This window comes from Cupriavidus gilardii (genome assembly GCF_013314895.1).
GTDB lineage: Bacteria > Pseudomonadota > Gammaproteobacteria > Burkholderiales > Burkholderiaceae > Cupriavidus > Cupriavidus gilardii_C.
Genome location: NZ_JABTYE010000011.1, coordinates 1 through 12,725, shown reverse-complemented (window position 1 = coordinate 12,725; position 12,725 = coordinate 1). Strand labels below are relative to the sequence as shown.

General features: G+C 63.7%; 12 protein-coding genes. 7 read left to right on the top strand and 5 right to left on the bottom strand.

Going from position 1 to position 12,725, the window contains the following annotated elements; translation table 11 throughout:
• Positions 1–341 precede the first annotated feature (341 nt).
• The 5 genes from HTY53_RS12495 to HTY53_RS12475 all read right to left on the bottom strand — a co-directional run bounded on the left by HTY53_RS12495 (position 342) and on the right by HTY53_RS12475 (position 7,170).
• Complete coding sequence (locus tag HTY53_RS12495; RefSeq protein ID WP_053821791.1) at positions 342–695, bottom strand: copper-binding protein; 354 nt, start codon at positions 693–695, stop codon at positions 342–344.
• On the bottom strand, positions 692–3,862 hold the full coding sequence (locus HTY53_RS12490; protein WP_062799358.1) for an efflux RND transporter permease subunit: 3,171 nt from the start codon (positions 3,860–3,862) through the stop codon (positions 692–694). The genes HTY53_RS12495 and HTY53_RS12490 overlap by 4 nt, the downstream gene beginning before the upstream one ends.
• Entirely contained in the window at positions 3,859–5,400 is a 1,542-nt protein-coding gene (locus HTY53_RS12485) for an efflux RND transporter periplasmic adaptor subunit (protein WP_062799361.1), read from the bottom strand. Before HTY53_RS12485 ends, HTY53_RS12490 begins: the two co-directional genes overlap by 4 nt.
• A complete protein-coding gene (locus tag HTY53_RS12480) occupies positions 5,397–6,698 on the bottom strand; it encodes a TolC family protein (protein WP_062799363.1) in 1,302 nt (433 codons plus the stop codon). Before HTY53_RS12480 ends, HTY53_RS12485 begins: the two co-directional genes overlap by 4 nt.
• Before the next feature lie 70 nt (positions 6,699–6,768).
• Positions 6,769–7,170, bottom strand: coding sequence for a hypothetical protein (locus HTY53_RS12475; RefSeq protein ID WP_062799365.1), 402 nt, complete (start codon positions 7,168–7,170; stop codon positions 6,769–6,771).
• Between the two features lie 238 nt (positions 7,171–7,408).
• Between HTY53_RS12475 and cueR the strand changes: the two genes are divergently transcribed.
• The 7 genes from cueR (at position 7,409) to petA (ending at position 12,715) form a co-directional block, all read left to right on the top strand.
• Positions 7,409–7,837 carry a Cu(I)-responsive transcriptional regulator gene (gene cueR, locus HTY53_RS12470; RefSeq protein WP_062799367.1) on the top strand — a complete coding sequence of 143 codons (429 nt, stop codon included), beginning with the start codon at positions 7,409–7,411 and terminating at the stop codon, positions 7,835–7,837.
• Between the two features lie 5 nt (positions 7,838–7,842).
• Positions 7,843–10,278 carry a heavy metal translocating P-type ATPase gene (locus HTY53_RS12465; protein ID WP_371558780.1) on the top strand — a complete coding sequence of 812 codons (2,436 nt, stop codon included), beginning with the start codon at positions 7,843–7,845 and terminating at the stop codon, positions 10,276–10,278.
• Between the two features lie 96 nt (positions 10,279–10,374).
• Entirely contained in the window at positions 10,375–10,632 is a 258-nt protein-coding gene (locus HTY53_RS12460; protein ID WP_062799371.1) for a hypothetical protein, read from the top strand.
• 120 nt (positions 10,633–10,752) lie between these two features.
• Entirely contained in the window at positions 10,753–10,995 is a 243-nt protein-coding gene (locus HTY53_RS12455) for a hypothetical protein (RefSeq protein WP_116359830.1), read from the top strand.
• A gap of 155 nt (positions 10,996–11,150) precedes the next feature.
• Complete coding sequence (locus HTY53_RS12450) at positions 11,151–11,453, top strand: hypothetical protein (RefSeq protein ID WP_062799373.1); 303 nt, start codon at positions 11,151–11,153, stop codon at positions 11,451–11,453.
• Positions 11,454–11,498: 45 nt separating this feature from the next.
• A complete protein-coding gene (locus HTY53_RS12445) occupies positions 11,499–11,747 on the top strand; it encodes a DUF2933 domain-containing protein (protein WP_062799375.1) in 249 nt (82 codons plus the stop codon).
• A 494-nt stretch (positions 11,748–12,241) separates the two neighbouring features.
• The gene (petA, locus tag HTY53_RS12440) at positions 12,242–12,715 is read left to right on the top strand and encodes a ubiquinol-cytochrome c reductase iron-sulfur subunit (RefSeq protein WP_174106892.1); all 474 of its coding nucleotides are present in this window, start codon (positions 12,242–12,244) and stop codon (positions 12,713–12,715) included.
• Positions 12,716–12,725: the final 10 nt, after the last annotated feature.

The following is a 12,725-nucleotide window of genomic DNA, read 5'->3' as shown; positions in this document are numbered from 1 at the left end:
GGATCTGACAGGACTATTTGCGCCGTCTTGAAGTTATGCGACGTCGCGTGGACGAACCTGATCTGTCATTCTCGAGGCCGCGCTTGATGCGCATCTGGCGACGAAAATGCCAGGCAAGCGAACCTGTAGCACACACCGTGAACGCCACGGCAAACACGATGACAACGATGACTTCACGTGGCAGGTCGAAGGGTGGGCGGCTCACTGTGGCCGAACGTTCATGGAAAGCGGTTTCGATCCCGACGACGCCATTCGGAGGTCTACCGAAGCGGCGTGACGGAGGATTTTGGCCATGGCAGGCGGCACACTGCCCCGATGCGAGCGGTGGTGCCGCCTGAGTTTTACTTGCGCTGCATGTCCACGACTGTCGGCTTGCCGTCGACCGTGTCGAATACGGCGGTAACCGCATCACCTTCCTTGAAGTCCTTCAACGAAGCGCGATCCTTGACCGGGAACGCCATGGTCATGGCGGACATGCCGAGATTTTCGATCGGGCCGTGCTTGAGGGTAACTTTCCCTGCCTTCGCATCGATCTTCTTTACCTCTGCCGCAACCGGGTGGGGGGCCTGCTTCGTTTCGGCTGACGGCTTCATGTCCATGCCCTTCATATCCATGCCGTCCATCGACCCTGCCGCGAACGCAGCCGGTGTGGCAGCGAGAGCAGCCATGATGGCAAGAGTTTTGACGTATTTCATTGTGATTCCTCCGGGAGTGAGGGGTGGGTGGAAAGTGAGACAGATTCGGCCTGCCGTCTGCGTATCAGCAAGTACACCGCCGGCACAACAAACAGGGAAAGCAATGGCGCGGTGACCATGCCGCCAACCATCGGAGCCGCAATGCGCTGCATGACCTCCGAGCCGGTGCCATGCGACCACATGATGGGAATCAGGCCGGCAAGAATGACAGCGACGGTCATGGCCTTGGGGCGGACCCGCAGCACTGCCCCTTCCTGAATGGCGTCCAGCAATGCGGACACGCTGGTTTCGCCTCGGCCCTCGCGTTCGCTCCAGGCTTGCTTCAGGTAGAGCAGCATGATGACGCCGAACTCGGCTGCCACGCCGGCAAGGGCGATAAAGCCGACAACCCCCGCTACCGAAAGGTTGTAGCCCAGCAAGTAAAGCAGCCAGAATCCGCCGATGAGCGCCAGCGGCAGCGTGCCCATGATCAGTAGCGCTTCATCGAGACGGCCGAACACCAGGTACAGCAACACGAAGATGATCAGCAGCGTGAACGGCACCACCACCTTCAGCTTCGCGGTGGCCCGCTCCAGATACTCGAACTGACCCGACCAACTGAGGGAATAGCCCGCTGGCATCGGGACCGCCTTGGCCACGGCGGCCTGCATGTCCTGGACGGCCGAACGCAGGTCACGTCCGCGAATATCGACGTACACCCAGCCCGACAGGCGGGCGTTTTCGCTGCGCAGCATCGGCGGTCCTTGCACCACCTGGAGGCGCGCCACGTCGGACAGCGTGATATGCTGGCCACGGTCGGTGACAATGGGCAGGCTGCGCAGTTGTTCCACCGAGTCGCGGTAGTCCCGTGGATAACGCACATTGATCGGAAAGCGCGCCAGCCCGTCGACCACTTCCCCGACGTTGTCGCCACCGATGGCCGAGGACACGATGCTCTGGACATCCTCGATGTTGAGCCCATATCGCCCGGCGGCCATCCGGTCTATGTCGACATCGACGTAGCGCCCGCCGGACAGGCGTTCGGCGAGTGCAGAGGTGACGCCCGGCACCGCCTTGACAGCATCCTCGATCCTCGTGGCCAGTCGGTCAATTTCCTTCAGGTCGGTGCCCGCCACCTTAATGCCGACCGGGCTCTTGATGCCGGTGGCGAGCATGTCGATGCGGTTGCGGATCGGCGGCACCCAGATATTGGACAGGCCGGGCACCTTCACCACGCGGTCGAGCTCCTCCACCAGCTTGTCCGTCGTCATGCCGGAACGCCACTGGTCGCGCGGCTTGAACTGGATGGTGGTTTCGAACATCTCGATGGGCGCCGGGTCGGTCGCCGTGTCGGCGCGGCCGGCCTTGCCAAACACGGTGGCTACCTCGGGAACGGTCTTGATTAGGCGGTCGGTCTGCTGCAGCAACTGCGCTGCCTTGCCGGTGGACAGCCCCGGGAGCGCCGACGGCATGTAGAGTAGGTCACCCTCATCGAGAGGCGGCATGAACTCGCCGCCAATTCGCATGATCGGCCAGGCGGTCGCGACGAGCAGAATTGCCGCGATCGCTACAGTGGTCTTCGGGTAGGTGAGCACCTTGGCCAACACTGGCTGATAGGCGCGAATCAGCCACCGACTGAGGGGATTGGACTGCTCCGTGGGGATCCTGCCACGGATCATGTAGCCCATCAGGACCGGCACCAGGGTGACGGAGAGGCCCGCCGCCGCGGCCATGGAGTAGGTCTTGGTAAAGGCCAGCGGCGAAAACAGTCGGCCCTCCTGCGCCTCCAGCGTGAACACCGGAATGAATGACAGCGTGATGATCAGCAGCGAGAAGAACAGCGCCGGTCCAACCTCAGCCGCCGACTCGCCGATCACGCTCCAGCGTTCATGGCCGGTGAGATCCAGGCCGGGCTTATCCGCATGCCAATGCTCGAGATGCTTGTGCGCGTTCTCGATCATGACGACCGCGGCATCGACCATGGCGCCGATGGCAATGGCGATGCCGCCCAGCGACATGATGTTGGCATTGACACCCTGGTATCGCATGACCAGAAACGCGGCCAGCACACCCAGCGGCAATGAAACGATGGCAACCAGCGCGGAGCGCAGGTGGAACAGGAAAACCAGGCAGACCACCGCGACGACGATAAACTCTTCGATCAGCTTGTGGGTCAGGTTTTCCACCGCCCGGTTGATCAGGGCGGAGCGATCGTACGTGGTGACGATCTGGACGCCTGCCGGCAGGCTCTTCTGCAGCGTGGCGAGTTTGGCTTTGACCGCTTCGATGGTTTCCAGCGCGTTCTTGCCCGAGCGCATCACGATGACACCGCCGGCGACCTCTCCCTGGCCGTCGAGCTCGGCGATGCCGCGCCGCATCTCGGGACCAAGCTGGACGGTGGCGACATCGCCCAGCCGCACCGGGATGCCGGCGTCGCTGGTCACCAGCGGGATCTGCCGGAAATCATCGAGCGTCTTCAGGTAGCCGCTGGCCCGGACCATGTACTCCGCCTCGCCCAATTCCAGCACCGAGCCGCCGGTTTCCTGGTTGGCGCCCTTGAGCGCCGTAAGCACCTTGCCCTGCGACAGGTTGTAGGCGCGTAGCCGGTCCGGCATCAGGACGACCTGGAACTGCTTCACCATGCCGCCGAGGGACGCGACCTCGGCAACATTGGGCAGCGATTTCAGCTCGAAGCGCAAGAACCAGTCCTGGAGCGCACGCAGTTGACTGAGGTCGTGCTGGCCGGTCTTGTCCACCAGCGTGTACTCGTAGATCCAGCCGACGCCGGTGGCGTCCGGCCCCAGCGCCGGCTTGGCGGCGCCGGGCAGGCGGGATTGCACCTGGTTCAGATATTCCAGCACGCGGGAGCGCGCCCAATACAGGTCGGTGCCGTCCTCGAATAGCACATAGACAAACGAGTCACCGAAGAACGAGTAGCCGCGTACGGTCTTGGCGCCCGGGACCGACAGCATGGTCGTGGTCAGTGGATAGGTGACCTGGTTCTCGACAATCTGTGGCGCCTGGCCGGGAAACGGCGTGCGGATGATCACTTGCACATCGGACAAGTCCGGCAACGCGTCGAGCGGCGTGCTGCGCACGGCCCACAGTCCCCAGGCGGTCAGCATGACCGTGACCAGCAGGACCAGGAAACGGTTGCGGATGGAAGCAAGAATGAGCCGGGCGATCATGGCTTGGCCCCCTGGGTGGTGCCGGCCGGCTCGACTGCGGACAGGATCGCCAGGCCATCCTTGTCCAGGTGGAAGCGGAACCGGATGCGGTCGCCGGTCTTGAGCCCCTTCGGCAGGCCGGCAGGCGGCGCGGCGAAATCCATGGTCATCGCGCCCCACTGTGCCGAGGGAATCGGCCCGTGCGAGATGGTCAGGCCTTCGCGCGTCACGGCCTCGATGCGCCCGACGCCCTCGTGCTCGGGCGCAGCCGCAGCCGGCGCGGAAGCCGCTGTCGTGGCGCTCATGCGTTCGGCCGTGCCACGCAAGCTGGCTTCCGAATCGATGAGGAACTGCCCGGAGGTGACCACTTTCTGCCCCGCTTTCAGCCCGTCCAGCACCTCGACCATGCCGGCGGCCTCGCGCCCGGTCTTGACTTCGGTTGCCACAAAGCCGGCCTTGCCCGCATCGACCATGACGATGCTGCGCTGGCCGGTGCGGATGACGGACTCCAGCGGAATCATCAGCAATTCCTTCTGATCACCGCTGTCAAACCGGACCGTCACGAACATCCCCGGCAACAGGTGCCTGCCCTTGTTGGGCAGGACAATGCGCACCTTGATGGTTCGCGTGGCCGGATTGACATCGGGCAGGACGGTATCGACCTTGCCAACGATTGACTCGGTTGCGCCGGTCGGCGACACCTTGACCGCCCGGCCCGGAGCGATGGCGTGGGCTTGTCCCTCCGGTACCTCGGCAATCACCCAGACCTGGCTCAGGTCGGCCAGGCGAAACAGGGTCATGCCAGGAGACACAGTCATGCCCTCCCGGACCGCAACCTCTGTCACAAGGCCGTCGACGGGGCTCACAATGCCAAGAGTAGGCTGGAGCTTGCCGGATGATTCGACGGTGCTGACCTGGCCGGGGGTCATGCCAGCCTGCAGCATGCGGGCCTTGGCCGCGCTGCGCAGGTCGGATTGGCCACCCGCGGCCATGCGGGACACGGCAAGATATTCCTCTTGCGCGGCCACCCAATCGGGCGAGTACAGCGTCACCAGTGCTTGGCCGCGCCGGACCGGGTCGAGGGTCGCTTTGACCGCTACGTGCTGGACGAAGGCATTCGTCCGCGCCTGGATCACCTGGACACTGCGCTCGTCAATGGCGACATTGCCAGGTGCCTCGAGCACGGCGCTCATCCGGCTCGCCTTGACCTCAGTCGTGCGGATGCCCAAATTCTGCGCGACACGGCTGTCGACCGTGACGCCGCTGCCTCCGCTGCCTCCGGCATCCCCATCCGCATAAACGGGCACGAGCTGCATGTCCATGAAAGGGGACTTGCCTGGCTTGTCGAAACGCTGGCCGGGTACCATCGGATCGTGCCAGTACAGGATCTTCTTGCCAGTGTTCGGATCGGTGTCGCCTGCTTTGAGCGCAGACGCCGCGCCTGGCGCGGCCGTCTGCGCAGATTGTGTGCCGCGCATGACGCCGAGGTGGTAGGCGCCATAGAGGGCGGCACCGATGACAACGACGCCGGCGACCGCGGCAATGACTGGTTTCTTCATTTGCGTTCCTTGGTGGCTGGCTCGGTCTGCGCGGTAGGCAGCGGGATCAGGAAGGTCAAGTCGGCCCACAGCTTTGCCGTCCTGGCCTCCAGCGTCAGCCGCTCCACCGCTGTGTCGATGGCGCGATGGTTGGCCTCGGCGACGGCAAGCAGCGATCCGGTATTGGCCCGGTATGCCGTGAGCGCTGCCTCCGCCTGCTGATTGGCGAGCGGTAAGGTCTTCTCGTCGTAGCGTTGGAGCCGCTCAAGGTTGCGCTGCAGCTCGGCAAGTTTGGCGCCTACCATGGCCTGGGTATTGCGCCGGATGATTTCGGACTTGGCACGCGCTTCATTGGCCTGTGCCAGCCGGGCAGCGACGTCGCGGTCTTGGCGATTGCCCCGGTCCCAGGGCACCGGGAAGCTGACGTTGATCGACCCCATGTTGGAGAAGGCTGGGCCGCGCTGGCTGTACATCAGCTCGACCGTCACATCTGGTGTCCTGGCCTCCGTTGCCACCTGGATCTCCGACTCGGCCAGGGCCACGTCGCGCCGTGCCGCCGCGATCTCGGGAACCGCGTCGAATTCGTCTTTCGCCAGTTGCTGAATGCTCTGGGGTACGTCGAGCGGCGGGCGCTGCGACAGTGTGCGGTTAGCCGCAGGCCCGACCCAGCGCTGCAGATTAAGCATGGCGGTGGCTACGGCGGCCCGGTTTTCGTCGAGGCGGTCATGCAGCTTCTGGACTTCCAGCTCCATCGCCAAGACATCCGCACGCGTGCCACGCCCGCTGCGATAGGCGGCGGTCGCCGCCTGGAGCGCCAGGTCCAGGGGATGGCCGTGATGGCCTAGCAGGACACCGGTCTGCTCGGCATACCACCGATCGAGCCAGGCACCGACGGCATTCCGTTGCACGTTGGCCAGTCCGACCGCGCGCTGCGCCTCGGCGGCAGTCGCCTCGGCTTCAAAGCGCGCCGCCTTGGCGCGGCGCTTGTCCGAGCGCGTGAATTCCTGCATCACGCTGATGGACCGCATGGTCATGAAATCCCGCGTGAGCGAGAACTGGTCCGGCCCGGTCACGGGGACGTTGTTGAGTCCAAGTTTGAGCACCGGGTCCGGCAATTGGCCGGCGGAAACCGCCATTTGCACGGCTGCCTCGACGGCGCCTCGCGAGGATTCGGCATCGCCGGCGTGAGTGGTCGCGAGCGCGACGGTCTCCTCGAGGGAAAGAGAAGGGGCAGATTGCGCAGCCGCGGCATGCGACACCGCCATGCTGAAGGCAGGCGCGCAAAGCAGCGCCAGCGTCAGGCGACGAGGAAAAAGCATAAAGCCTCCGTGAACGACGACAGCTACCCGAGTCTAGCTGGGCAGCACCGAATGGGCGTCGATCTGGAGGCTACGTTTGAAAACTGCAGTGAAGGATGTTCAGGGGCGGCGGGCCGCGCGCCTCGACCTCGGCGCGCAGCGCGATGCGAACCTCGGCCGTGACCACGCGCGTGGGTTCCACGACGCTCTTCAGCACTGGCAGGAAGGCCGGAAGCTGCGGTGAAACATGGTCCGCGCTCTTGGAATCTGCCTGGCAGTGCGCCAGGCAGAGCGCACTCTGGTCAGTGCCTTGGTCGCTACCGCCAGCCGCCATATCGGCACAGGATTCGGTCATTGCCGCCGTCGTGCCGCTGCCTTCCACCTGATAGCGGCTACCGGTACAGGCGTACGCGGCCGCTGCCAGTTGGACTGTCAGAAACACAACGAGAAGGAGGCCGGCGAACCAGGGATGCCGGCGGACCGAGTGACGCAAGAGTTCTTTGCGGTGGGCGTGATAGTCGCAAGGATACTGTCTTTTGCGGGTAATGCAACCGGACCTTTCGCCCCGGGTCTTCTCGCAACGTGGCCCAAGTTTCCGAAGGATCGTGTCCTTGACCTTCCCACCGGGGCAAGGTCTATCGTTGAGTCATCGAACCCTGGATGCCATCCACCCCGCAGCTTGCTCAAGTTGCGTGTCCGAGACAACAGGGATTGAAGGTAAGGAGCACATCATGAATATTGGACAAGCCGCCGGCGCATCCGGCGTCTCGGCCAAGATGATCCGCTACTACGAAAGCGTTGGTCTTGTGACTTCAGCCGCACGCAGCGCGGGGAACTACCGGGTGTATGGTCAAGCTGACATTCATACCCTGCGCTTCATTGGGCGAGCGCGGGCGATGGGCTTCTCGATGGCCCAGATCCGCGAGTTGCTCGGGTTGTGGCAAAACAAACGGCGCGCGAGTGCAACGGTAAAGGCGATTGCGGAACAGCGAATCCAGGAGCTGGACGCCCGCATTGCCTCACTGTCCAGCATGCGTGACACGCTCCTGTACTTGTCGCGACATTGCGAAGGCGATGACCGCCCCGAATGCCCGATCCTGGATGAGTTCAGCGGCGAACCGCCGAAACATCGAGCGGCAGTACGTGCAACCAGGCAGTGAGCGCGATGACCACGAGCGATCGACAACGGCAATCTCTCGACCCTGCCTCACATCACGCGATGGCAGCAGCGCGAGACGATGAGCACGTAGGGCACGGCAGCGGAAATGCGCCGAATCGACGAGACCATGATTCCACCAGTCACGGCGCTGCCGTCTGTGGGGCCAGTGCACGCGATCCTGTGTGTGGAATGACGGTCATGCGGGATGTGCCATACCAGGCAAGCTATGCCGGGGCACAATACTTCTTCTGCAGTGCCGGCTGCCAGAAGCGGTTCGAGGCCGAGCCGACGCGCTATGTCGAGACACCAAGCGTTTCGGCGCCCGATGAAGGCGAGACGGCGCCGGGCACGACCTATACGTGCCCGATGCACCCCGAAATCCGCGAGGACCATCCCGGGACGTGCCCAAAGTGCGGCATGGCACTCGAGCCGCTCATGCCAAGCCTCGACGACGACCAGAATCCCGAACTCGCGGCGTTTCGCCATCGCTTCTGGTGGACCTTGCCGCTGACGATCGCCGTCGTGTCGCTGGTGATGCTTGGGGACCGCCTCGGGGTGCTGGAGCCCGCGACGCAAAGCTGGGTGGAACTCGTCTTGTCCGCACCGGTGGTCCTCTGGGCAGGCTGGCCCATCTACGTCCGCTGCCTCCAGTCGTTCCGAAACCGCAGCCCGAACATGTGGACGCTGATCGGTCTGGGTACGGGTACGGCGTTCGTCTACAGCGTCGCCGCCACCGTTGCCCCAGAGCTGTTTCCCCGCGCCTTTCTCATGCACGGCCGGATCGCGGTCTACTTCGAAGCCGCGGCCGTCATCATTTCGCTGACGTTGCTCGGCCAGATCTTCGAGTTGCGGGCGCGCTCGCAGACCTCGGCAGCCATCAAGTCGCTGCTCGGCCTGGCCCCCAAGACGGCACGCCGCCTCAATCCGGACGGCAGCGAGGCCGATATTCCGCTCACGCACGTGCATGTCGGCGATCTCCTGAGGGTCCGGCCCGACGAAAAGGTGCCCACGGATGGCGTCGTGAACGAAGGGGCCAGCGCCATCGACGAATCGATGATCACCGGTGAGCCTCTGCCCGTCTCCAAGCGCGTCGGCGACCACGTGATCGGCGCCACCATCAACACCTCGGGCAGCCTGGTGATGCGCTCAGAAAAGGTCGGCGCCCAGACGGTGCTGTCGCAGATCGTGCAGATGGTGGCCCAGGCACAGCGCTCCAAGGCGCCGATGCAGCGGATGGCGGACCGGGTCGCCGGCGTGTTCGTGGTGGTGGTCGTAACCATCGCCTTGCTCACGTTCTTCGCCTGGGGCGTCTTCGGCCCCGAGCCGAGCTGGGTCTTTGGCCTGGTCAATGCGGTGGCTGTACTGATCATTGCCTGTCCCTGCGCGCTGGGATTGGCCACCCCATCCATCATGGTGGCCAGCGGGAATGGCGCGACCAAGGGCATTCTGTTCCGGGACGCGGCGGCCATCGAGCAATTCCGCAAGGTCGACACCCTGATCGTGGACAAGACCGGCACGCTGACAGAAGGCCGTCCGAGTTTTGAACGGGCCTATCGTGTCGATCCGTTCACGGAAACCGAGGTGCTTCGTTTGGCCGCGAGCCTCGACCAGGGCAGCGAACATCCGCTAGCCGCGACCCTCGTCACCGCCGCGCGTGAGCGCGGCCTGGCCCTGGCGAAGGCGGAGGATTTCGCCTCGGACACGGGCATGGGGGTACGCGGCCGCGTCGGTGGCCACCAGCTCGTGCTGGGCAACACCGCCCTGATGCAGCAGGAACAGGTCGACGTTGCACCACTGGCGTCTCAGGCGGATACCCTGCGGCAGCAAGGCGCCAGTGTCATGTATCTGGCGGCAGATCGAACATTGGCCGGTCTGCTTGCCGTCTCCGACCCCGTCAAGGCCAGCACGCCCGAGGCTCTGATGACGCTCAGGCAAGCCGGGGTCCGCGTGGTGATGGCGACAGGTGACGGCGCTGTCACGGCGAAGGCGGTAGCCGGTCGCCTGGGCATCGACGAGTTTCATGGCGAAGTGAAGCCGGCCGACAAGCTGGCGCTCGTCGAGAAGCTGCAAGGGGAAGGCCGCGTGGTTGCGATGGCGGGCGACGGCATCAACGACGCGCCGGCATTGGCAAAGGCCGATGTGGGCGTTGCGATGGGAACCGGCACAGATGTGGCGATGCACAGCGCCCAGATGACCCTCGTCAAGGGCGATCTGCGCGGTATCGCCCGAGCACGCGAACTCTCCGAGGCCACTATCGCCAACATGCGGCAGAACCTGGGCTTCGCCTTTATCTATAACGCGCTGGGTATCCCGCTGGCGGCGGGGTTGCTGTACCCGTTCACCGGCTGGTTGCTGTCGCCGATGATCGCGGCATTGGCCATGAGCCTGAGTTCCGTTTCAGTGATCTCCAATGCGCTACGACTCAGACGCCGCGTGGCGTAGCTATTGTCATGTGTGAATTCGACTCTACCAACCCGTGTCTCCTTGCCTTGCTGCCCAGATCGGGGGGCTAGACTAGGACAAATGCTGGCGTGATTCATGAAGCATAGCCGCAGCCCCTTCACTCGCTTGCTTGCGCTGCTGTTGTTGGCCTTGTGCGCTGACCATCAACAGGACGGTCGGCACTGGGCCGACAGCAACGGTCACGGGCCCGATCTCGGTGTCTTGCCGACTATGGCTGGGCTTGAACACGTTCTGCCGCCCACGCCATACACCTTCCGCATCTTCCACACGGCTGACAGCGCGAACAACTCGCCTGGTCCGGTCTATCTCGCAACGGCCCGCTTGCGCATCTGATCTATCCCTACGCGTGGCCCACTTCGGCCACGTGCTTGACTTTGGTGGCTCTACCCGAGCGTGGGTGCTCTGACCCGTTGCGGTTGAGCCAGACAAAACCGAATACTGGGGAAGATCATCATGCATTCCACTCTCAAGACTCTCGTTCTCATTTCACTCGCCGTCGCGACCGCGCAGGCGCTCGCGGGTCCCGACTGGGACGTCATCAATCGCGCGCGCACTGCAGCGCAACACCCTGCGGCGACCTCCAGTACATCAGCCTCTCAGGCATCGATGTTGGCGCGCTGCAATGCAATGATGAAACAAATGGATTCCCAGTCGACCGGCGGCGGCAGCCCGATGGGGCCTTCCGAGTCCAAGTGACTGAGGGTGCTTCGGCCGACCAGGCAAAGCATGCATCCGTGCAATCCGGCCTCTGGCATCCGCCCTGAGGGAGCCGGACTGACTGTCTGCCCGCCCACTTGTCTGGTACTGGATTGGCGCGTGGTCATTGAATCGCGATCGATAAGGAGATCGCCATGAATACGAAATCACTAGTAGCCGCAACCCTAGCCGTGGTGATGCTTGGCGCCAGCGGCTGGTCCGCAGCGGCCGGTGCAACCCGTGGCGCCGAAAGCGCCAAGACGGGTGCACAGGACAAGGGGCACGACATGATGATGGACCACATGATGGGCGGCGGCATGATGGGAAGCTGCCCGATGATGGGCCTGCCACCTGGCAACGAGAAGCTTTCGATGCAGATGCATGCGGACATGATGCAGGCGATGGGCGAGATCATGCGCAAGTACGCGGACAAGATCCAGACGCCACCGACGAAGTAAGGACGCTGTCCAGATCCGAACCATTTGAAAAGGAGTACCACCACCATGAAATGCAATCCGAAAGCAATGATCACCGCAGGCATCGCTCTGGCGGCAATGCTGGCAGCCGCCTATGCCCTATTGCCGCCGGTCCGAGCGCTTGTCCTGGGTATTGGGCCGTATCTCCTGCTCTTGATCTGCCCATTGTCGATGTGGCTGATGATGAAGAGCATGAGCGCGCAGGACGATCAAGTGGGCGGAATGACCGAGCAAGCGCCAAAGCAGAAGCCCCATCCATTTCGAATCAAGGAGTGACAGGACGGCAGAGCAATTGGCACGCATGGCGGACGCGTACCCGGGCCGCCAACGAAGAGAGAGGTAACACGTGAACAAATCGTTGATATGGAGAGTCCTCTTGATCGTGTTCGCCATCATCGGCGTGCTGCATCCTTTGGCGCGGTAGGCATGCTCGTGATGCATCAACGCATGATGGGCGGGTTCAGTCTTTGCTAGCCCGGGTGCAAGCTGGGGAGCAGCGCCTGAAGTAGACGGGCAAGTGCGTGCCCTCCTGCCATGGCGAAGCAAGGGGACTCGGCAACCTTGTGGGAAATTGATGCTTGCAAGGCAGGAAGAGCAAGACCTGGCCCACCGCTTCGCGGCGGACTATGAGGCGTATCGCAAGCGGGTGCCCGTGTTCTTGCCGGGCCGCTGCCAATGGGCGCAGCTATTGGGCAAGCTCTGGGAGTGAGCGGTTGGGCAGCCAGTCACGTTGCTGGCCACATGCCCCCCCGGGATTGGAGTAAATCGCCATGAACAATCCGACGGCAGACACACAGAGCGCACGCCAGCGCCGATTGCTTCTGCTGGCCACCGGCGCCATGGGAGGCGTAGGCCTGGTCGGCGCCATGGTGCCATTCGTGGCCAGCATGGCGCCAAGCGACGCCGCAAGGTCGCGGGGCGCGCCCGTCGATGTGAGGCTCGGCGCCGTGGAGCCAGGGGGACTCGTCACCGTCGCCTGGCGCGGCAAGCCCGTCTGGATACTGCACCGGACCCGCGACATGCTGGCGCGTCTGGGCAGGCACGATCGCCTGTTGAGCGATCCCCTGTCCCAGAAGGACCAGCAGCCCGCGTATGCGAGTAATGCGACACGCTCGCTCCGCCCGGACTTCTTTGTGGCGGTAGGCATCTGTACCCATCTGGGATGCGTACCGACCTATTGGAGTTGCCCCTGTAACTCAGGACACGCGGACACCGTTAGGTTGATGACACCGCATTACGCCTGAACTCGCGAGG